Here is a 20717-nt window from a genome sequence, read left to right as displayed (position 1 = left end):
GCGCGCACCGCACGCGGGATCGATGGGACGAGGGGCGGGCCAGTGGGGACCAGCGGGCCGACGCGGCCGGGCGGCAGCACGGGGGGCGCGTCGCGTGACGCGACGCGCGACGTGGCGCGGGAGGCGACGCGCGGCGCGGTGCACGGCGTGGCGCGCGACGCGGTGCGTGACGTGACGCGCGACCCGACGTACGACGTGGCGCACGGCGTGACGCGTGACGTGAAGCGCGACCCGACGTACGGCGTGGCGCGTGACGCGGTGCACGACGTGACGAGCGACGTGACGCGCACGGGGGACGCGGTGTACGACGTGACGCGGGACGCGGTGCACGACGTGACGCGCACGGGGGACGTGGCGCGGGACGCGGTGCACGGCGTGGAGCGTGACGCGGCGCGCGGCGCGGTGTACGACGTGACGCGCGGCGCGAGGTACGACGGGGCGCGTGACGTGGCGCGCGACGCGACGTACGACGTGGCGCGGGACGCTGTGCACGACGTGACGCGTGACGCGACGCGCGACGTTGTGCGTGACGCGGTGCACGGCGTTGCGCACGACGTGACGTACAGCGCCACGCGCGAAGTGACGGGCGACGCCACGCGTGACGTGGCGCGGTGCGCGGCGTGACGGGCGACGTGGCGTACGGCGAAGGCGGGGCCGTCGGGGCGGGCGGCGCCGAGGTGACCGCTGCCGGGATTGCCCGGCTCGCCGGGGTCGGCCGCGCCGCCGTCAGCAACTGGCGCCGCCGCCACGCCGACTTCCCCAGGCCCGTCGGCGGCACCGACACCAGCCCCTCCTTCGCGCTCGCCGAGGTCGAGCGGTGGCTGCGCGGCCAGGGCAAGCTCTCCGAAGTACCGCTGCGCGAACGGGTCTGGCAGCAGCTCGCGGGACACCCCGCGGGCCCCGTCACCGCCCTGCTGCACGCGGGCTGCGGCCTGCTCCTCGTGCACGACCGGCACACCGACTGGCTGCGCTTGAGCGCGGTGTCCGACGCGCACCTGGCGCGGCAGCTCCCGGACGCCCTGGACGCCGTGCTCACGCCGAGGTTCGGCAAGCCGCGGCGCACCCGCGCCGTGCCCGTCCCCGCGACGCCCGACCTCCTGCCGTCCGTGCCGCTGCTGCGCTCCGCCGCCGAACTCGCCGCCGAACTCGGCGCGCACACGGCGTACGAGTTCCTGCTCGGCCGCCACCTCGACGCCAACCCCCGGCAGTACACGCTCACCCCCCAGGGCCCCGCCGAGCTCATGGCCGAGCTCGCCGGGCCCGCCCGCAGCGTGCTCGACCCGGCCTGCGGCACCGGCGCCCTCCTCCGGGCCGCCGTCGGCGCCCCCGGCCTGCAGCTCTACGGCCAGGACAGCGCCGCCGACCTCGCCGCGCTCACCGCGCTGCGCCTGGCCCTCGGCTCCGACGCCCCGGCCACCGTGCGCACCGCCGCCGCCGACACCCTGCGCGCCGACGCCCACCCGGACGTCGCCGTCGACGCCGTCCTGTGCCACCCGCCGTTCAACGACCGCAACTGGGGCCACGACGAGCTGTCCTACGACGCCCGCTGGGAGTACGGCCTGCCCGCGCGCACCGAGTCCGAACTCGCCTGGGTGCAGCACGCCCTCGCCCGGCTGCGCGACGGCGGCACCGCCGTCCTGCTGATGCCGCCCGCCGCCGCGTCCCGCCGCTCGGGGCGCCGCATCCGCGCCGACCTGCTGCGCCGCGGCGCCCTGCGCGCCGTGATCGCGCTGCCGCCGGGCGCGGCGCCCCCGTACAACCTGCCGCTGCACGTCTGGGTCCTGCGCAGGCCGGGCCCCGGCGTGCCCGCCGCCCCCGAGGCCCTCCTCGTCGAGGCGGCCGGGGCCACGGCCGCCGCCGACGGCAGCCCCGACCCCCGGCACCCCGAGTCCCGCCACACCGACGGGCGCGACCCGCGTGCCTGGCCGCCGGTGCAGGACGCCGTGCTCGACGCCTACCGCCGCTTCGAGCGGCACGGCACCCTCGCCGAGCTCCCCGGCTTCGCCGTTTCCGTGCCCGTGGTCGACCTCCTCGACGACGAGGTCGACCTGGCGCCCGCGCGCCGCCTGCCGCCCCGGGCCGCGGGCGGCGGCGCGAAGGAGCTGCGCGCGGTCCGCGACCGGCTCGGCGAGACCCTGCGCCTGACCGCCGAACTCACCCCGCCGCGGGCCGCGCCCGCCACCCCCGACACGGCCCGCTGGCCGCTGACCACCGTCGGCGAACTGGCCCGCGCGGGCCACCTGGTGATCCGCACCGGCGGCGGCCTCTGCGCCCCCGGCGTGCCCGTCCTCACCGACCACGACGTGCTCACCGGCGCGCCACCCGCCGTCCCGGCCGCGCCCCACGACGACACCGCCCTGCCCGCGCAGGCGGAGCGGCCCGTGCTCACCGAGCCCGGCGACGTCGTCGTGCCCGTCTCCGGCACCGCCGCCGCCCGCGTCGTCGACGAGGCCACCGCGGGCGCCGCCCTCGGCCGCGGCCTCGCCCTGCTCCGCCCCGACCCGGCGGCGCTCGACCCCTGGTTCCTCGCCGGGTTCCTGCGCGGCACGGCCAACACCCGCCAGGCCAGCAGCTACGCCTCCACCTCCGCCCGGCTCGACGTGCGCCGCCTCCAGCTGCCCCGCCTCCCGCCGGAGCGCCAGCGCGGCTACGGCGAGCGGTTCCGCGCGCTCGCCGCCTTCGAGGACGCGCTGCGGCTCGCGGGCCGCCTGGGCGAGCAACTGGTGCGCGGAATGTACGACGGGCTCACGGACGGCTCGGTGGCTCCGGGGGAACCGGCGGCGCCGGGGGAACCGGACGGACACCCACCCACGTGACCAGTACGACAACGGTTCGGTACAACCCGATCCGGCTCCGCTGAGTCGGCCTATACGCTCGAATCCTCACCCGTCCGTCCCGTCAGGTATCCAGGAGCAGCCATGCACGGCCACGGCTTTGCGCCGCCGCCCCCGTCGGCCCCTTCGGGCCCGTCCGCGGGGTCGCCCGTGACGATGCGCGTGCTGTTCGTCGTGCTCGCCGCCCTGACGTGCGGCCTGCTGGCGTGGGCCGCGATGCTCCGGCTCGCGCTCGTCACGCGCGCGGTCCGCGACTGGGTACTCTTCGTGGCCGTCGTCGCCCTCGACGTACTCGCCGTCGTGCTCATCGGCGTCGACAAGGGCGACGAGGAGTTCACCGGGCCCGGCAACACGGGCATGACGATCCTCGTCGCCACCCTGGTGCCCGTGATCGCCTACTACCTGACCATGGACATCCGCCACCACGCGCGGCTCGCCCGCGCCCAGGCCCCGTACCAGCAGACGCAGTTCCCGGCCTACCCCGCGCAGCAGTCCCCGCCCGCGTACGGCTACCCGACGCAGAGCACACCCGTTCCCGCCCCGGCCCCGGCGCCGCCGTCCACCCCGCCGGGCCGCCAGGCGCCCGCCCGCATCGACCAGGTCCGCGCCGAGCTCGACGAGCTGAGCGACTACCTGCGCAAGCAGGAAGGCGGCAGCTGACCGTGGCGGCGGGGACCGACCGACGCGTCGTCGCCGGGCGCTACGAACTGGCCACCCTCATCGGCCAGGGCGGCATGGGCCAGGTCTGGACGGCGTACGACCAGCGCCTGGACCGCCGCGTCGCGGTCAAACTCCTGCGCCCGGACAAGGTCGCGGGCGCCGAGGCCGACGAGCTGCGCCGCCGCTTCATCCGCGAGTGCCGCGTCACCGCGCAGGTCGACCACCCCGGCCTGGTCACCGTGCACGACGCGGGCAGCGACGACGACGACCTGTACCTCGTCATGCAGTACGTCGACGGCGCCGACCTCGGCGACCACCTCGCCGAGCACACGCCCTACCCCTGGCAGTGGGCCGTCGCCGTCGCCGCCCAGCTGTGCGCCGTGCTCTCCGCGGTGCACGCCGTGCCGATCGTGCACCGCGACCTCAAGCCGCGGAACGTGATGGTCCGCCAGGACGGCACGCTCACCATCCTCGACCTCGGCATCGCCTCGGTCATGGACACCGACACCACCCGGCTCACCCACACCGGCTCCCCGATCGGCAGCCCCTCGTACATGGCGCCGGAGCAGGCCATGGGCGGCGCCGTCGGCCCGTACACCGACCTGTACGCGCTCGGCGTGCTGCTGCACGAACTCCTCAGCGGCGACGTGCCGTTCTCCGGCTCGACCGCCCTCGGCGTGCTGCACCGGCATCTGTACGAGCCGCCGCTGCCGGTGCGCAGGCTGCGCCCCGAGGTCCCCGAGCCCGTCGAGTCCCTGGTCCTGCGGCTGCTCGCCAAGGACCCCCAGCACCGCCCCGCCAGCGCCCAGGACGTCTACGAGGAGCTTGTGCCGCTGCTGCCCGCGCGCTCCGCGCCCTCCGGCCGCCCGCTCGACCCGACCCGCCCCTTCCTGCGCCCGCACGCGCCCTGGCCCGACCGGGCCGCGACCCCCGCCGCCACGCCGCAGGCCCAGGCGCCCCGGCCCGGCCACGGCCAGGACGTGGCCCGCGCCGTCGACGAGGTCAAGCGGCTGCTCGGCGAGGGCCGCATCACCCAGGCCGTCGACGTGCTCGGCTCGATCCTGCCTGCCGCCGCCGCCCAGCACGGCGAGCACTCGCCCGTCGTCCGCACCCTGCGCAAGCAGTACGCGGCCACGCTGATGGACGACGGCCAGTACCGCCGGGCCCTGCCCGAGCTGCGCCGCCTCGCCGACCAGCGCGCCGCCGAGTCCGGCCACGCCGACCCGCAGTCCCTCCAGTTCCGCTACGAGGCGGCCCAGTGCCTGGAGCAGCTCGGCGAACCGGCCGCGGCCCTGGCCGAGTACCGCGCGCTGCTCCCTTACTACGAGAACCAGTACGCGACCGACGACATCCGCCAGTCCCTGGAGATCCGCCGCCGCATCGGCCACCTCCTGCTCGCCCTCGGCGACCGCTCCGCGGCCCACGACACGCTGGCCCGCCTCGTCCTGGACGCGGAGCGCGTCCACGGCATCGGGCACCCCTTCCCCGCGGAGATCCGCAGAACCCTCCAGTGGCTGGGGCAAGTGCGCGGATAGGGCGGATTCCGGGCGCCGGGGGTGCCCCAACTCCCGGTGAGTCGTTGGTGGTGGCGCGTCCCCCTGAACGAACCGGACGAGTTCTGGGGGAAGGGTGGCCGAGACGACCACCGCTGCCTACCATCGATCACCGCAAGACTTTGTGCAGCGAAGCACAATCTCTCCACCGGGAGGCCAACTTGCACCGCCGCCGTCGCACCGCGCTCCTCCTCTCCGCCGCGGCCGTCGCCGCTGCCCCGCTCCTCACCGCCTGCGGCAGTGACGCACGCCCCGGCGCCGCGGCCGTCGTGGGCGACGACCGCATCACGGTGGCGCAGCTCGAACACCGGGTGAACGAGGTGCGTTCCGCGCAGCGCGCCGCCGTCCCCGACGACCGGCAGTACGAGCAGGTCATCGCCAAGACCGGCAGCCTCACCCGCAACACGCTGCACACGATGGTCCTCGACCGGGTCCTGCACCGCGCCGCGCGCGACGCCGGGGTGACCGTCACCCGCAAGGAGATCCAGACCACCCGCGCCGACATGGCGAAGCAGGCGGGCGGCCGCAAGGCCCTGGAGGCGGGCTGGCTCCAGCAGTACAGCGTCGCGCCCAAGCGCCTCGACGACAGCATCCGCACGGAGATCGAGGCCCGGAAGCTGTCGGCGAGGCTCGGCGCCGACATGACCTCCAAGGCGGGCCAGGACACCTTCTGGGCCGCCCTGTCCAAGGCCTCCAAGAAGCTCGACGTCGATGTGAACCCGCGCTACGGCACGTGGGACACGGCCCAGAACAAGCGCGTCGACACGAAGACGCCTTGGCTCCGCGAAGCAGCGGCCTGACCGCACGCGCGGCGGCGCCCCGCATCGCGCTGGCGCGCTCGTCCTCAAACGCCGGACGGGCTGAATCCGTCCGCCGGGCCGCAGCCGAGATCTTCTAGCCCGTCCGGCGTTCGAGGGGGCGTACCGCCAGGGCCGCCCGCTGTCGGACGCGTGGGTTACGTTCGAGCGGTGAACGAAATCTCGGCGGGGCGCGTCGTCCTGCTCACCACCAGCCACCGCGTAGCCCCCGGCCTCCTGTCCTGGCCCGCCTGGCAGGCCCTGCACGGCGCCGACGACGTGCTGTGCGCCGACGCCGCCCATCCGCAGCTGCCGTATCTGCGCGAGGCGGGCGTCGACGTCAAGCACGCCGAGCCCACCGCCGAGGAGCTGGTGCGCGCCTGCGCGGGCGGCCGCACCGTCCTGGTCGTGGCCACGGCCGAGGGCGACCGCCCGCTGACGGACGGCCTGGCCCGGCTCGCGGGCTCCGGCCGCCACGCCATGCCGGACCTGGAGCTGCTCCCCGCCTCGTACGACCTGCCGGGCGCCCGCCTCCTCGACCTCGTCCAGGTCATGGACCGCATCCGGGCCGAGTGCCCCTGGTCGTCGCGGCAGACCCACAAGAGCCTCGCGAAGTACGGCATCGAGGAGGCGTACGAACTGGTGGAGGCGATCGAGGACGGCGACCGCGAGGAGCTCCGCGAGGAGCTGGGCGACGTCCTGCTCCAGGTCGTCTTCCACGCGCGCATCGCGGAGGAGGACGAGGAAGCGCCCTTCTCCGTCGACGACGTGGCGGGCACCATCGTCGACAAGCTCATCCACCGCCACCCCCACGTCTTCGGCGACGACACCGCGTCGACGCCCGAGGAGGTCAAGGCGCACTGGCTACGCACCAAGGCAGTGGAGAAGCAGCGCGACTCCGTGACGGAGGGCATCCCCCTCGGCCAGCCGGGCCTCGCCCTCGCCGCCAAGCTCGCGTCCCGCGCCCGCACGGCCGCCCTGGACGTCCCCCTGCCGACGGGCGAGGGCATCGGCTACGAACTCCTGGCGATGGCCGTCCACGCGGAGTCCACCGGGGTCGACCCCGAAGCCGCCCTCCGGTCAGCGGCCCGCGCCTACCGCGACGCGATCCGCACGGCGGAAACGGCGTAACCCTCGCGGGGCTGGACGGTGCCGCAAGCGGCAGGGATCCAGCCCCTCCGGCGTTTGAGGAGCGGGGGTCTGGGGGCGGAGCCCCCAGGAATCGGGAAAGGGCGGGCCTGGGGCGTCCCACGCGGGACGGGCGGCTACCGTCGAGCGCATGCACCACAAGCCCCCCGCCCTCCCCGAGCCCGACCTCTTCACCTGGGAGTTCGCCAGCGACCCCTACCCCGCGTACGCCTGGCTCCGCCAACACGCCCCCGTGACCCGGCGGCGGCTGCCGAGCGGCGTGGAGGCCTGGCTGGTCACCCGCTACGCGGACGCGCGGCAGGCCCTCGCCGACCAGCGGCTCAGCAAGAACCCGGCCCACCACGACGAGCCCGCGCACGCCAAGGGCAAGACCGGCATCCCGGGCGAGCGCAAGGCCGAGCTGATGACGCATCTGCTGAACATCGACCCGCCGGACCACACCCGGCTGCGCCGCCTGGTGTCGAAGGCGTTCACGCCGCGCCGCGTGGCGGAGTTCGCCTCCCGGGTGCAGGAGCTGACGGACCAGCTCATCGACGGGTTCGCGGAGCGGGGCGAGGCCGACCTCATCCACGAGTTCGCGTTCCCGCTGCCGATCTACGCCATCTGCGACATGCTCGGCGTACCGCGCGAGGACCAGGACGACTTCCGGGACTGGGCCGGGATGATGATCCGGCACGGCGGGGGCCCACGCGGCGGCGTGGCGCGCTCGGTGAAGAAGATGCGCGGCTACCTCGCCGAGCTCATCCACCGCAAGCGGGAGACCCTCGCGGACGAGGGCGCCGACGACCTGATCTCCGGCCTCATCCGCGCCTCCGACCACGGCGAGCACCTCACCGAGAACGAGGCCGCGGCGATGGCCTTCATCCTGCTGTTCGCCGGTTTCGAGACGACCGTGAACCTCATCGGGAACGGTACGTACGCCCTGCTCACCCATCCCGAACAGCGCCAGACGCTCCAGGAGTCCCTCGACGCGGGCGAGACGGGCCTGTTGGAGACCGGCATCGAGGAACTGCTCCGCTACGACGGCCCCGTCGAGCTGGCCACCTGGCGGTTCGCCACCGAGCCGCTGCGCATCGGCGGCCAGGACATCGCGGCGGGCGACCCGGTGCTCGTCGTGCTCGCCGCCGCCGACCGCGACCCCGACCGCTTCGCCGAGCCCGACCGCCTCGACCTCTCGCGCCGTGACAACCAGCACCTCGGCTACGGCCACGGCATCCACTACTGCCTCGGCGCCCCGCTGGCCCGCCTGGAGGGCCAGACCGCCCTGGCCACCCTCCTGCGGCGCCTGCCCGACCTGCAACTGGCCGTGGCCCCGGAGGAGTTGAGGTGGCGCGGCGGGCTCATCATGCGGGGCCTGCGGACCTTGCCGGTGCGTTTCACACCCGCCCCGCGGGTCACCCGTGCTGATGGGCCGTCAACCATGTGACTTTCGCGTGATCTCGGCTGAACCGACTTGTGACTGGCGTTCGAGTGCCGCTACGTTCACGACGGCCCGGCACCCGCGCGCTCGCGCTCGCGCCGCGCCCGACCTGTCGTCCACGAAAGGCACCTGCATGCTCTCCGGCCAAGGCCGTCACCGTCGCCCCCGCCAGGTCCCGGCGATCCTCGTCACGGCGGGCGTCACCGGATCCGCCATCGCCCTCCCGCTCCTCGGCGCGTCGAGCGCGAGCGCGGCGGACGCCGAGACGTGGGACAAGGTCGCGGAGTGCGAGAGCGGCGGCGCGTGGAGCGCCAAGGGCAGCGGCTACTACGGCGGCCTCCAGCTCACCCAGGACACCTGGGAGCAGTACGGCGGCCTCTCCTACGCGCCGACCGCCGACCAGGCGAGCCGTTCCCAGCAGATCCACGTCGCCGAGAACGTGCTCGCCGACCGCGGCCCCGACGCCTGGCCGAACTGCGCCCCGGCCGCGGGCCTGACGACGGGCGGCGCGGCCGCCGACGTCGACCCGGGCCTGCCCACGACCCCGCCGCGCCCCGCGGACTCCGACGGGTCCACGACGTCCGGCAAGGACGAGGGCAAGGAGAAGGACGAGCGCAAGGGCGAGAAGGACGCGAAGGGCGAGCGCGAGGGCGCCGCCACGGACGCGGACGACTCCGACAGGGCCGAGAAGCCCGGGAGTTCCGCCGACGCGCGAGACAAGGGTCACGAAGCGGACAGCCGGGACGGCGGCGCCGACCGCGCCGACGAGGGCGGCAAGGGCGAGAAGGGCGGCAAGAGCGACGGGCGCGGCGGCAAGCACCGCAAGCCCGCCGCCGACGGCTCCGACAAGTCCGGTGCGGACGACAGCGCTTCGCCGCGGGAGTCCGACAGTGCCGGGCCCGGCACGGACGACGCGTCGCGGAACGGCTCCTCCGGCCGCCACCGCGGCGACCGCGCCGACGAGAACGCCCCGTCCGGCGACACCGGCCCCGGCCGTCACGCCTCGCGCGGCGACGCGCGGGACGTCCCCGGCGCCGAGCGCCCCGCGGGCACGTACACGGTCCGCTCCGGCGACAACCTCTCGGCGATCGCCGACAGCCACGACCTTGACGGCGGCTGGTCGGATCTGTACGCGGGCAACAAGAAGACCGTCGGCTCCGACCCGGACCTCATCCTCCCCGGTCAGCGGCTCGAACTGGGCGCGGACGACAAGGAAGTGACCGAGGGGGAGCCGGGCGGGAAGTAGGCCGAAAGCCCGGCAGTTCGCGATGAATGTCCGGTTTAAAGACGGTGAGAGGCAAGTGAGAGATGGGTCTCAGAAGCCCTGATCGTCTTTGAAATTCGGATGATTGCCTGACTACGGTCATGACCGCTCGCCACAGCGGGCCCCGCCGGTCGGTACGCCGAATCCTGCCAACGGCCGGACGGGAACAGTCGTCGCTTCGAGCGCCGAAGGCAGGAGCGGGGGACCCAAGGTAAGTGCCGGGCCCGGACGTTGAGCGGTCGCCAGACCGCGGGACGCACGGACACGGCTAGGGGTGAAGTCGCGCGCTAGGACGTGCGGCCGGGCACTCACCCGCCCGAACCCGACAGCTCACCTCGCAGGCGTCGGTGAGGGGATCACTTCATGCTGCGTTCCGGCAAGGGCAAGCACCGTCGTCCGACCAAGCTCGACAAGGCCACCCGCGCCGCCACCGTCGTCGGTGTCACCGGTGCCGCTGTCGCCGCCCCGCTGATGGCGGCCGGCACGGCCAACGCCGCCACCCCGGCCGAGTGGGACCGCGTCGCCGCGTGCGAGTCCGGCGGCAACTGGTCCATCAACACCGGCAACGGCTACTACGGCGGCGTGCAGTTCTCCGCCTCCACCTGGGCCGCGTACGGCGGTACGAAGTACGCGCCGACCGCCGACAAGGCGTCCAAGGCCCAGCAGATCGAGATCGCCGAGAAGGTCCTCGCGGGCCAGGGCAAGGGTGCCTGGCCGAAGTGCGGCGTGGGCCTGTCCAGCTCGCCGTACACCGGCGGCGGCTCCTCCGGCGGTGGCCAGCAGCAGCCGCAGCAGCAGGCCAAGCCGAAGCCCCAGCAGCAGGCGCAGCCGCAGCAGCAGGCCGCTCCCAAGCCGCAGCCGCAGCCGCAGCACCAGCCGCAGCAGGCCGCGCCGCAGGTCGAGAAGAAGACCGTCCAGACCCCGACCGGCAAGGTCGTGAAGAAGGGCGACGGCGAGTACAAGGTCGAGTCCGGCGACACCCTGTCCAAGATCGCCCAGGAGCACCACGTCAAGGGCGGCTGGCAGAAGCTGTACCAGCTGAACGACGACATCGTCTCCGACGCCGACTTCATCTACCCGGGCCAGCAGCTGCACCTCAGCTGACCCGCCCCGGCCCCGGCAGCGCCCGGAGCCACCCCGTCCCCATGGGCTACCGCCCCGGTGCGCGTCCCCCCGACGCACCGGGGCGGTACCTTTTTGTCCGGTAGTTTGTTTGCTGAGGGAACTATCCGCGTGCGGTCCGTCGGCCCGTCCATGTGCTGGGCGGTCGGATGGCCGATGCCCCGGAGCCGGTTAGGCTCGTGTCGCAGGGGCCAGCGCGGCCCCTAGTACCCCCGCGTACCCCGCGTCACACCCCATAAGGAGATGCTCGTGCCGTCCATCGACGTCGTCGTAGCCCGGGAAATCCTGGACTCCCGAGGCAATCCCACGGTCGAGGTCGAGGTCGGCCTCGACGACGGCTCCACCGGCCGTGCCGCCGTTCCGTCCGGCGCCTCCACCGGCGCCTTCGAGGCCATCGAACTCCGTGACGGAGACGCCAACCGCTACGGCGGCAAGGGCGTGGAGAAGGCCGTCCTCGCCGTCATCGAGCAGATCGGCCCGGAGCTCGTCGGCTACGACGCCACCGAGCAGCGCCTGATCGACCAGGCCATGTTCGACCTGGACGCCACGGACAACAAGGGCTCGCTCGGCGCCAACGCCATCCTCGGCGTCTCCCTGGCCGTGGCCCACGCCGCCTCCGAGGCCTCCGACCTGCCGCTCTTCCGCTACCTCGGCGGTCCGAACGCGCACCTGCTGCCGGTGCCGATGATGAACATCCTGAACGGCGGATCCCACGCGGACTCCAACGTCGACATCCAGGAGTTCATGATCGCCCCGATCGGCGCGGAGTCCTTCTCCGAGGCCCTGCGCTGGGGCGCCGAGGTCTACCACACGCTGAAGAAGGTCCTCAAGGGCAAGGGCCTGTCCACCGGCCTCGGCGACGAGGGCGGCTTCGCGCCGAACCTGGAGTCCAACCGCGCCGCCCTCGACCTCATCGTCGAGGCCATCAAGCAGGCCGGTTACGTCCCGGGCGAGCAGATCGCGCTGGCGCTCGACGTCGCCGCGTCCGAGTTCTACAAGGACGGCTCCTACGAGTTCGAGGGCAAGTCCCGCTCGGCCGCCGAGATGACCGACTACTACGCCGAGCTGGTCTCCGCGTACCCGCTGGTCTCCATCGAGGACCCGCTGTACGAGGACGACTGGGACGGCTGGAAGATCATCACCGAGAAGCTGGGCGACAAGGTCCAGATCGTCGGCGACGACCTCTTCGTCACCAACCCCGAGCGCCTCCAGCGCGGCATCGACGAGGACGCCGCCAACGCGCTGCTCGTCAAGGTCAACCAGATCGGCTCGCTCACCGAGACCCTGGACGCCGTCGAGCTGGCCCAGCGCAACGGCTTCAAGTGCATGATGTCCCACCGCTCCGGCGAGACCGAGGACGTCACCATCGCCGACCTCGCCGTCGCGGTGAACTGCGGCCAGATCAAGACCGGCGCCCCGGCCCGCTCGGACCGCGTCGCCAAGTACAACCAGCTGCTTCGCATCGAGGAGATCCTCGACGACGCCGCGGTGTACGCGGGCCGCAGCGCGTTCCCGCGCTTCAAGGGCTGAGCCGCTTCCAGGGCTAAGGCCTAGCCAGTCGTACGTACGTCCCCGTACTCGGTCCCGTACCGTGTGCGGGGACGTACGCACGTACTGGGGAGGCGGACATGGCCGTGAAGAACCGCGACCGGTTCTCCACCGCGACGCGGCTCAAGCTGCTCGGCGAGCAGACCGCGGAGCGCGTCTACCGCTCCCAGACCAAGCGCCAGGCCCGCCGCTCCCGGCTCACCGGGCGCGCGGCGCTGCTCGTCCTCGTGGTGTGCTCGCTGGTGGTCGCGCTCGCCTACCCGATGCGGCAGTACGTCTCGCAGCGCGCCGAGATCGCCGAGCAGCGGCAGAAGCAGGCCGAGCACCGCGAGAACGTCGAGCGCCTGCGCGACGAGAAGGCCCGCTGGCAGGACGACGCCTACGCCGAGCAGCGCATCCGCGACCGGCTGCACTACGTGATGCCCGGCGAGACCGGCTTCACGGTGATCGACCCCCAGGCCGCCGAACGCCACCGCCCCGACGGCGGCGGCACCGACCGGCCCTGGTACTCCAACGTCTGGGACGGCATCGACAAGGCGGACGGCTCCGGCGCCGCGGGCCGTCCCGACGACAACTGATCCGACCCTCGCACCCACCGAAAGACAGGCATGGAAACGCCCCCGCCCCAGACCGAGTCCACCGCGCCCACGGACGCCGACATTGCCGCGTTCCAGGCGCAGCTGGGCCGCCCGCCGCGCGGCCTGCGGGCCATCGCGCACCGCTGCCCCTGCGGCAACCCGGACGTGGTCGAGACGGCCCCCCGGCTCGAGGACGGCACGCCGTTCCCGACGACGTTCTACCTGTCGTGCCCGCGCGCGGCCTCCGCGATCGGCACGCTGGAGGCCAACGGCGTGATGAAGGAGATGACGGAGCGGCTCGCGGCCGACCCGGAGCTCGCCGCCGCGTACCGCGCGGCGCACGAGGACTACATCGCCCGGCGCGACTCCATCGAGGTCCTGGAGGGCTTTCCCTCGGCCGGCGGCATGCCGGACCGCGTGAAGTGCCTGCACGTCCTGGTCGCCCACTCCCTGGCCGCGGGCCCCGGCGTGAACCCCCTCGGCGACGAGGCCATCGCCATGCTCCCGGAGTGGTGGCGCAAGGGCCCCTGCGTCTCGCCCGCCGACGGCTGAGCAGTTCCCGTACCCGCCGCTACCGCGGCGGGATCCCTCCCCGCCGCCCACCCACCCGAAAGCCCCGGCTGCGCGAGGACCGGCCCCGACGCGGAGCGCCTGATCGTCCGTCTTCTCGCTGTGGGCAATCGTTCCGCGGGGCGGAACCGGTGGGCACAGCCCCTCACCGCCGCGCAACCGGCAAAGCAAAGGAGCACCCAGCGTGACCCGTGTGGCCGCCATCGACTGTGGTACCAACTCCATCCGGCTCCTCGTGGCGGACGCCGACCCGGCCACGGGCGAGCTCGTCGACCTCGACCGCCGCATGCAGATCGTCCGTCTCGGACAGGGCGTGGACAAGACGGGCCGTCTCGCCCCGGAGGCCCTGGAGCGGACCTTCGCGGCCTGCCGCGAGTACGCCGCCGTCATCAAGGAGCACGGCGCGCAGCGCACCCGCTTCGTGGCGACCTCCGCGTCGCGCGACGCGGAGAACCGCGAGGAGTTCGTCCGCGGCGTCCTGGACATCCTCGGCGTCGAGCCGGAGGTGATCAGCGGCGACCAGGAGGCGGAGTTCTCCTTCACGGGCGCCACCAAGGAGCTGACGGGCCGCGCCGACCTGGAGACGCCCTACCTCGTCGTGGACATCGGCGGCGGCTCCACGGAGTTCGTCGTGGGCGACGCGGGCGTCCGGGCGGCCCGTTCCGTGGACGTCGGCTGCGTCCGCATGACCGAGCGGCACTTCGTGCGCGATGGCGCCGTCACCGACCCGCCGACGGCCGAGCAGCTCGCCGCCGTCCGCGCGGACATCGCCGCGGCGCTCGACCTCGCCGAGGAGACGGTCCCGCTGCGCGAGGCGAGGACCCTGGTGGGGCTCGCGGGCTCGGTCACCACGGTGGCCGGGATCGCGCTCGGCCTCGACGCGTACGAATCCGCCGCGATCCACCACTCGCGCGTCTCGTACGAGCAGGTCAAGGCGATCGTGGAGCGGCTCACGCACTCGACGCACGCCGAGCGCGCGGCGATCCCCGTGATGCACCCGGGCCGGGTCGACGTGATCGCGGCGGGCGCCCTCGTGCTGCTCTCGATCATGGAGCGGGTCGGCGCCCGCGAGGTGGTCGTGAGCGAACACGACATCCTGGACGGAATCGCCTGGAAGGTGGCGGAGGAGCTCGACGCCTAGCCGCCCCCGCGGACCCCCTCGGCGCGGCCCCGCGGATCACCGCTTGAGCGGGGCGGATGCCGTTTGAGCAGCCGTCGGGCGGCTTCGGCGGCCCGGCGGCGACACTCCGTCGGGAAAGTTCGTGAAGTTCTTCACAAGGAAAACGGTCCGGTAGGGCGTGGTTCCGAGGAGTTTCGGGTCCGCAGGCGGGGTTTTGAAGGCGCGAGGCTGACGCTCGAGGGGCATCGCAGGTGTTACGGGGGTGTGAACGGGGGACTGGTTCACCCGGCGTTGCGGCCCGGAGTGGCTGCTCACGAGGGGTTGACAACGACTCGCGGCACCGGCTGGTTCCCCTGAGGTGTCATGACCTCCGTCACGTGGGCGGCGAAGTGTAGCAGAGGCCCCACCCATCCTTGTGAAGGGGCGCACGAGCGACCCCCTCCGAGGGGGTGGATACTCAATGGCATGAGCACCACGGAGCGTCCCAGGATCCTCGTAGTAGGCGGTGGGTACGTAGGCCTGTACGCAGCTCGTCGCATTCTCAAGAAGATGCGCTACGGCGAGGCGACCGTCACGGTCGTCGACCCGCGCTCGTACATGACGTACCAGCCCTTCCTCCCCGAAGCCGCCGCCGGCAGCATCTCGCCGAGGCACGTCGTCGTCCCGCTGCGACGCGTGCTGCCCAAGGCCGAGGTGCTGACCGGTCGGGTCACGACCATCGACCAGGACCGCAAGGTCGCCACGATCGCCCCCCTCGTGGGCGAGGCGTACGAGCTGCCGTTCGACTACCTGGTCATCGCGATGGGCGCGGTCTCCCGCACCTTCCCGATCCCCGGCCTCGCCGAGCAGGGCATCGGCATGAAGGGCATCGAGGAGGCCATCGGCCTGCGCAACCACGTGCTCGAGCAGCTGGACAAGGCCGACTCCACGACCGACGAGGAGGTCCGCCGCAAGGCGCTGACCTTCGTCTTCGTCGGCGGTGGCTTCGCCGGTGCCGAGACCATCGGCGAGGTCGAGGACATGGCCCGCGACGCGGCGAAGTACTACAAGACCGTGTCGCGCGACGACATGCGCTTCGTCCTGGTCGACGCGGCTGACAAGATCCTGCCGGAGGTCGGCCCGAAGCTCGGCCAGTACGGCAAGGAGCACCTGGAGAGCCGCGGCGTCGAGGTCTACCTCTCCACCTCCATGGACTCCTGCGTCGACGGCCACGTCGTGCTGAAGAACGGCCTCGAGGTCGACTCCAACACGATCGTGTGGACCGCCGGTGTGAAGCCGAACCCGGCGCTCGCCCGCTTCGGCCTCCCGCTCGGCCCGCGCGGCCACGTCGACACCCAGACGACCCTCCAGGTCCAGGGCACCGACTACATCTGGGCCGCGGGCGACAACGCCCAGGTCCCGGACCTCGTCGGCCGCAAGGCGGGCAACGAGAACGCCTGGTGCCCGCCGAACGCCCAGCACGCCCTGCGCCAGGCCAAGGTCCTCGGCGACAACGTGGTCTCCGGCATGCGGGGCTTCCCGCAGAAGGAGTACAGCCACGCCAACAAGGGCGCGGTCGCGGGTCTCGGCCTGCACAAGGGCGTCGCGATGATCGTCATGGGCAAGATGAAGATCAAGCTCAAGGGCCGTCTCGCCTGGTACATGCACCGTGGCTACCACGGCATGGCGATGCCGACGTTCAACCGCAAGATCCGCGTCTTCGCGGACTGGACCCTCGGCATGTTCCTCAAGCGCGAGGTCGTCTCCCTCGGCGCGATGGAGACCCCGCGCGAGGAGTTCTACGAGGCCGCCAAGCCCGCGCCCAAGCCGGCCGCCGCCGCTCCGGTCGAGGAGAAGGCCAAGGCCTCCTAGGCTCCGGCGCACGCCGCACTGACCCGAAGGGTCCCCGCTATCCGTGGAGCGGGGGCCCTTCGGGTTTTTCGCGTCCCGGTGGGAAGAACGGGAAGGAGCGCTTCCCGTCGGCCGATTTTCATGTCACCTACACGTATTTTGCCGATTCGTGACGCCGTGACGGGACTGCGCGGACGTGCCGGGGGTGTTTACGTGGAGTCGGACCGTTCCGGCGTACCCCATTGCGGAGGTGTGTGCCATGCAGGACGCCGCTTCGCGGCTGAAGGACATTGCCGAACAGGTGCTGGGAGCCCAGCTGCCGGTTCGGATCCGTGCCTGGGACGGCTCGGAGGACGGTCCGCCGGGGGCACCCGTCCTCGTCGTACGGCATCGGCGCGCGCTGCGCAGGCTGCTGTGGAAGCCGGGGGAGCTGGGGCTCGCCCGGGCCTGGGTGGCCGGGGACCTCGACGTCGACGGCGACCTCTACCAAGCCCTCGACCTGCTCGCCGAGTTCATCTGGGAGCGCGCCGACGACGCCCCCACGCTGCGGCGGTCGCTGCGCGACCCGCGCGTGCGCGCCGCCGTGCGCTCGCTGCTCGCGCTCGCCGCGCCGTTCGTGCCGCCGCCCGTGCCGCGCGAGGAGATGAGCAAGCGGGGCAGGCTGCACCGGCACACCAAGCGCAGCGACAAGCAGGCCATCAGCCACCACTACGACGTCGGCAACGACTTCTACGAGCTCGTCCTCGGCCCCTCCATGGTCTACTCCTGCGCCTACTTCGAGGAGCCCGGGAGCACCCTGGAGGACGCCCAGCGCGACAAGCTCGAACTGATCTGCCGCAAGCTCGGCCTGAAGCCCGGCATGCGCCTCCTCGACGTCGGCTGCGGCTGGGGCTCCATGGCCATCCACGCCGCCCGCGAGCACGGCGTGCGCGTCGTCGGCGTCACGCTCTCCCGCGAGCAGGCCGCGTACGCCCGCAAGCGCATCGCCGAGGAGGGCCTGACCGACCGCGTCGAGATCCGCGTCCAGGACTACCGCGACGTGCGCGACGGCCCGTACGACGCGATCTCGTCCATCGGCATGGCCGAACACGTCGGCTCCGACCGCTACCTGGACTACGCGCGCGACCTGCACACCCTCCTCAAGCCCGGCGGGCGGCTGCTCAACCACCAGATCGCACGCCGCCCCCTGGGCGACGAGGCGGCGTACTCCGTAGACGAGTTCATCGACGCCTACGTCTTCCCCGACGGCGAACTGGCCCCGCTCGGCACCACCGTGGGCCTCCTGGAGCGCGCGGGCTTCGAGGTCCGCGACGTGGAGTCCATCCGCGAGCACTACGCCCACACCCTGCGCCGCTGGGTCGCCAACCTGGAAGCCGACTGGAAGCGGGGCCAGCGCCTGACGACGCCGGGCCGCGCCCGCGTCTGGCGCCTCTACATGGCCGCGTCGGCCCTGGCCTTCGAGCGCAACCGCATCGGCGTCAACCAGGTCCTGGCGGTCAGAACCCCGGAGGACGGCAGATCGAACATGCCGCTACGCGCCCGGGACTGGCGCCCCGAAGGGGCGCGGGGAACTGCGCGACAAGCCACGACGGACCCGCAGCCGAAGCACTGAAAAAGGGGCCCCGGGCGCATCAGCGCCCAGGGCCCCGCACAGCCCGACGTCAGTCGGACTTGATGGCCTGCAACGGATTGAGCCGCGCAGCGCTCCGCGCGGGCCACACCGCCGCGAGCACGCCCACCACCGCCGCGATGGCGAGGAAGACCAGGATCCGCCCGGCGGGGATCTCCATCGTGTACGTCTTCACCGAGCCGGAGATGCTGTCGCCCGCGACCCAGCCGAGGAACAGGCCGAGGCCGACGCCGAGCACCGCGCCGAACAGGGAGATCACGACGGACTCCAGGCGCACCATCTGCTTGATCTTCGCGCGGTCGAGGCCGATCGCGCGGAGCATGCCGATCTCGTGCTTCCGCTCGAAGACGGACATCGCCAGGGTGTTGATGACACCGAGGACCGCCACCAGGATCGCCATGGCGAGCAGGCCGTACAGCATGTTGAGGATCAGGTTGATGGCGCCGCCGATCTCGTTGCTGATGTCGTCCTTGTCCTGGATCTTGATGGCGGGGTTGTCGCCGAGGGCCTTGACGACGGCGTCCTCCGACGCGTCGCTCACGCCGTCCTTCATCTTCAGCAGGACCTGCTGGTCGGCGATCTTGTTGAGGTGCGGGTCGACCACGGCCGTCGGCGTGAACAGGCCGTCGAGCATCTCGTTCGACTCGTACACGCCCGCGACCGTCAGGCGGACCGTCTTGTCGTCGTCGAACTTCACCGGGACGGTGTCGCCCGCCTTCAGGCCCTTCTTCTTCGCGGTGCCGTCGTCGACGAGCACGCTGTCGCTCTTGAGACCGGCGGCGGAGCCGCTGGTGTAGTCGAGGGCGACCAGCTTGCCGAAGGACTTCGGGTCCACACCGGTGATCCGCGTGGACGTGCCGTCGGCCTCGCCCCAGGTGGAGCGCAGCGGGCTGGACGCCTCGACGTCGGGCAGCTTGGCCAGGTCGGCGCGGACCTGCGGGCTCAGCGGCTGGTAGTTGGCCATCGAGACGGTGTAGTCGGCCTTCAGGGAACCGGCGGCCATCTTGTTGATGGCGCTGCCCAGCGAGGTCGCGATGACCGTCATCGCCGTGATGAGGGTCAGGCCGATCATCAGGGCCGAGGCGGTGGAGGCCGTGCGGCGCGGGTTGCGCACCGAGTTGAGGCGGGCCAGCTTGCCGGTGACGCCGAACGGCTTGAGCAGCGGTCCCGAGGCGGCGATGAAGGGGCGGGAGAGCAGCGGCGTGAGGACGATGACGCCGACGAGGACGACGGCGGCGCCGCCCGCGATCACGTAGTTGTCCTCCATGAAGAGCATGACCACGCCGAGCGCGACGATGATCGAGCCGATGGTGTTGCGCACGACCAGGCCGCGCATGGTGGGCGAGGCGTGGACGCTGTTCATGGCGGCGACCGGCGGGATCTTCGCGGCGCGGCGGCCGGGCAGCCAGGCGGCCAGCATCGTCACGACGACGCCGATGAGCAGCGCGACCACGATCGTCGTGGGCGCGACGATCAGGGGCCCGTCGGGCAGCGAGGCGCCGCCCGCGTTCATCAGGGACTCCAGGCCCACGGCCACGCCGATGCCGAGCGCGAAGCCCGCGACGGCGGCGACCAGGCCGACGATGAACGCCTCGATCAGGACCGAGCGCGTGACCTGGCGGCGCGAGGCGCCGACGGCCCGCATCAGGGCCAGCTCCTTGGTGCGCTGGGCGACCAGCATGGTGAAGGTGTTGGCGATGATGAAGATGCCGACGAACAGCGCGATCCCGGCGAAGATCAGCAGCACCTGGCTCATGGCGCTGGTGTTCTGCTCGATCATCCGGTCCTGCTCGTCCTTCAGCGAGGCGCCGGTCTCCGCCTCGGTGTCCTTCGGCAGGAGCTTCTCGACGGCGTTCTTCAGGGCGGACTCGCTGGTGCCCGCGGCGGCCTTCACGTCGATCTCGTCGTACTCGGACTTGCCGAGGACCTTGCGCGCGGTGTCGTTGTCGAAGACGACGAGGCTGCCGCCCGCGACGACGCTGCCGTCGTCGGTGTCGAAGACGCCGGAGATCCTCGCGGTCTTCACGGGGCCGTCGGTGGAGTAGCGGACGGTGTCGCCGACCTTGTATCCGGCGCGGTCGGCGGTACGGCTGTCCAGGGCGATGTCGGCCGCGGACTTCGGGGCGTGGCCCGCGGTGAAGTCGTAGCGCGGGTCCTTGCCGCCCTTGCCGGGGTAGTAGTTGGAGCCCGTGGTGCCCCACTCGCCGCCGACGAGCTTGCCGTCCTTGTCGGCGACGGCGGTGAAGCCGGAGTACGCGCCGATCGCGGAGTCGGCGCCGGGCAGCTGCTTGGCCTTGCCGAGCAGGGCGTCGGTGAGCCGGGGCTTCTGCTTGGCCTCCTGGCCGTCGTCGTCGTGGGAGCCGCCGTCAGGACGGACGGCGACGGAGACGTGGTCGAAGCTCTTCGCCGACTTGTTCTTGTAGGCGGAGCCGAAGGTGTCGGTGAAGACCAGCGTGCCGGAGACGAACGCGACGCCGAGCATGACGGCGAGCACGGTCATCAAGAGCCGGGCCTTGTGCGCGAGCACGTTGCGCAGGGCAGTACGGAACATGGGTGTGAGTCCTGGTGAGGGGCGGGCGAGCCGGGAAGGGGGGCGCCCGAAGGGGCGCGGGGAACTGCGCGACCAGCCACAACCGGTCCGC

At 72.7% G+C, this 20717-nt stretch carries 16 protein-coding genes and 1 riboswitch; of the genes, 15 read left to right on the top strand and 1 reads right to left on the bottom strand.

The window, feature by feature from the left end:
* The first annotated feature begins 42 nt into the window (after window positions 1-42).
* From ACIG3E_RS13120 to ACIG3E_RS13050, 15 genes are all read left to right on the top strand, one after another.
* Complete coding sequence (locus ACIG3E_RS13120; RefSeq protein WP_399614979.1) at window positions 43-624, top strand: hypothetical protein; 582 nt, start codon at window positions 43-45, stop codon at window positions 622-624.
* On the top strand, window positions 621-2816 hold the full coding sequence (locus tag ACIG3E_RS13115; protein ID WP_399614976.1) for an N-6 DNA methylase: 2196 nt from the start codon (window positions 621-623) through the stop codon (window positions 2814-2816). The genes ACIG3E_RS13120 and ACIG3E_RS13115 overlap by 4 nt, the downstream gene beginning before the upstream one ends.
* A 174-nt stretch (window positions 2817-2990) precedes the next feature.
* A complete protein-coding gene (locus ACIG3E_RS13110) occupies window positions 2991-3494 on the top strand; it encodes a hypothetical protein (RefSeq protein ID WP_399615788.1) in 504 nt (167 codons plus the stop codon).
* Between the two features lie 47 nt (window positions 3495-3541).
* Window positions 3542-5029, top strand: coding sequence for a protein kinase (locus ACIG3E_RS13105; protein ID WP_399615786.1), 1488 nt, complete (start codon window positions 3542-3544; stop codon window positions 5027-5029).
* A 179-nt stretch (window positions 5030-5208) separates the two neighbouring features.
* Window positions 5209-5847 (top strand): SurA N-terminal domain-containing protein, encoded by a 639-nt coding sequence (locus ACIG3E_RS13100; protein ID WP_399614973.1) that lies wholly within the window; start codon window positions 5209-5211, stop codon window positions 5845-5847.
* 150 nt (window positions 5848-5997) lie between these two features.
* Window positions 5998-6975, top strand: a complete 978-nt coding sequence (locus ACIG3E_RS13095) for a nucleoside triphosphate pyrophosphohydrolase (RefSeq protein ID WP_399614971.1) — start codon at window positions 5998-6000, stop codon at window positions 6973-6975.
* 148 nt (window positions 6976-7123) lie between these two features.
* On the top strand, window positions 7124-8419 hold the full coding sequence (locus ACIG3E_RS13090; RefSeq protein ID WP_399614968.1) for a cytochrome P450: 1296 nt from the start codon (window positions 7124-7126) through the stop codon (window positions 8417-8419).
* 127 nt (window positions 8420-8546) lie between these two features.
* Complete coding sequence (locus ACIG3E_RS13085) at window positions 8547-9659, top strand: transglycosylase family protein (RefSeq protein ID WP_399614966.1); 1113 nt, start codon at window positions 8547-8549, stop codon at window positions 9657-9659.
* Window positions 9660-9850: 191 nt separating this feature from the next.
* Window positions 9851-10036, top strand: a riboswitch (cyclic di-AMP (ydaO/yuaA leader).
* Between the two features lie 4 nt (window positions 10037-10040).
* The gene (locus ACIG3E_RS13080; RefSeq protein WP_399614965.1) at window positions 10041-10781 is read left to right on the top strand and encodes a transglycosylase family protein; all 741 of its coding nucleotides are present in this window, start codon (window positions 10041-10043) and stop codon (window positions 10779-10781) included.
* A 261-nt stretch (window positions 10782-11042) separates the two neighbouring features.
* A complete protein-coding gene (eno, locus tag ACIG3E_RS13075; protein WP_172385041.1) occupies window positions 11043-12329 on the top strand; it encodes a phosphopyruvate hydratase in 1287 nt (428 codons plus the stop codon).
* A 98-nt stretch (window positions 12330-12427) separates the two neighbouring features.
* Window positions 12428-12925, top strand: a complete 498-nt coding sequence (locus ACIG3E_RS13070) for a septum formation initiator family protein (RefSeq protein WP_399614962.1) — start codon at window positions 12428-12430, stop codon at window positions 12923-12925.
* 30 nt (window positions 12926-12955) lie between these two features.
* Window positions 12956-13477: a DUF501 domain-containing protein gene (locus ACIG3E_RS13065; RefSeq protein WP_399614960.1), complete on the top strand. Its 522-nt coding sequence runs from the start codon at window positions 12956-12958 to the stop codon at window positions 13475-13477.
* 202 nt (window positions 13478-13679) lie between these two features.
* Window positions 13680-14636, top strand: a complete 957-nt coding sequence (locus ACIG3E_RS13060; protein WP_399614958.1) for an exopolyphosphatase — start codon at window positions 13680-13682, stop codon at window positions 14634-14636.
* 444 nt (window positions 14637-15080) lie between these two features.
* Window positions 15081-16466: an NAD(P)/FAD-dependent oxidoreductase gene (locus tag ACIG3E_RS13055; protein WP_399614956.1), complete on the top strand. Its 1386-nt coding sequence runs from the start codon at window positions 15081-15083 to the stop codon at window positions 16464-16466.
* A 238-nt stretch (window positions 16467-16704) separates the two neighbouring features.
* Window positions 16705-18057 carry a class I SAM-dependent methyltransferase gene (locus ACIG3E_RS13050; protein ID WP_399614953.1) on the top strand — a complete coding sequence of 451 codons (1353 nt, stop codon included), beginning with the start codon at window positions 16705-16707 and terminating at the stop codon, window positions 18055-18057.
* Window positions 18058-18106: 49 nt separating this feature from the next.
* On the opposite strand, the gene ACIG3E_RS13045 is transcribed toward ACIG3E_RS13050, so the two are convergent.
* The gene (locus ACIG3E_RS13045) at window positions 18107-20626 is read right to left on the bottom strand and encodes an ABC transporter permease (RefSeq protein WP_399614951.1); all 2520 of its coding nucleotides are present in this window, start codon (window positions 20624-20626) and stop codon (window positions 18107-18109) included.
* Window positions 20627-20717: the final 91 nt, after the last annotated feature.

Source organism: Streptomyces sp. NPDC053474, assembly GCF_044544845.1.
Lineage (GTDB): Bacteria > Actinomycetota > Actinomycetes > Streptomycetales > Streptomycetaceae > Streptomyces.
Note: the sequence above shows the minus strand (reverse complement) of the source record. Positions and strands in the feature narration are given on the sequence as shown.

Coding starts and splice junctions, on each gene's coding strand:
- ACIG3E_RS13090 (WP_399614968.1), top strand. CDS start 7,124: ATGCACCACAAGCCCCCCGCCCTCCCCGAGCCCGACCTCTTCACCTGG.
- ACIG3E_RS13045 (WP_399614951.1), bottom strand. CDS start 20,626: ATGTTCCGTACTGCCCTGCGCAACGTGCTCGCGCACAAGGCCCGGCTC.
- ACIG3E_RS13070 (WP_399614962.1), top strand. CDS start 12,428: ATGGCCGTGAAGAACCGCGACCGGTTCTCCACCGCGACGCGGCTCAAG.
- ACIG3E_RS13110 (WP_399615788.1), top strand. CDS start 2,991: ATGCGCGTGCTGTTCGTCGTGCTCGCCGCCCTGACGTGCGGCCTGCTG.
- ACIG3E_RS13085 (WP_399614966.1), top strand. CDS start 8,547: ATGCTCTCCGGCCAAGGCCGTCACCGTCGCCCCCGCCAGGTCCCGGCG.
- ACIG3E_RS13080 (WP_399614965.1), top strand. CDS start 10,041: ATGCTGCGTTCCGGCAAGGGCAAGCACCGTCGTCCGACCAAGCTCGAC.
- eno (WP_172385041.1), top strand. CDS start 11,043: ATGCTCGTGCCGTCCATCGACGTCGTCGTAGCCCGGGAAATCCTGGAC.
- ACIG3E_RS13065 (WP_399614960.1), top strand. CDS start 12,956: ATGGAAACGCCCCCGCCCCAGACCGAGTCCACCGCGCCCACGGACGCC.
- ACIG3E_RS13055 (WP_399614956.1), top strand. CDS start 15,081: ATGAGCACCACGGAGCGTCCCAGGATCCTCGTAGTAGGCGGTGGGTAC.
- ACIG3E_RS13050 (WP_399614953.1), top strand. CDS start 16,705: ATGCAGGACGCCGCTTCGCGGCTGAAGGACATTGCCGAACAGGTGCTG.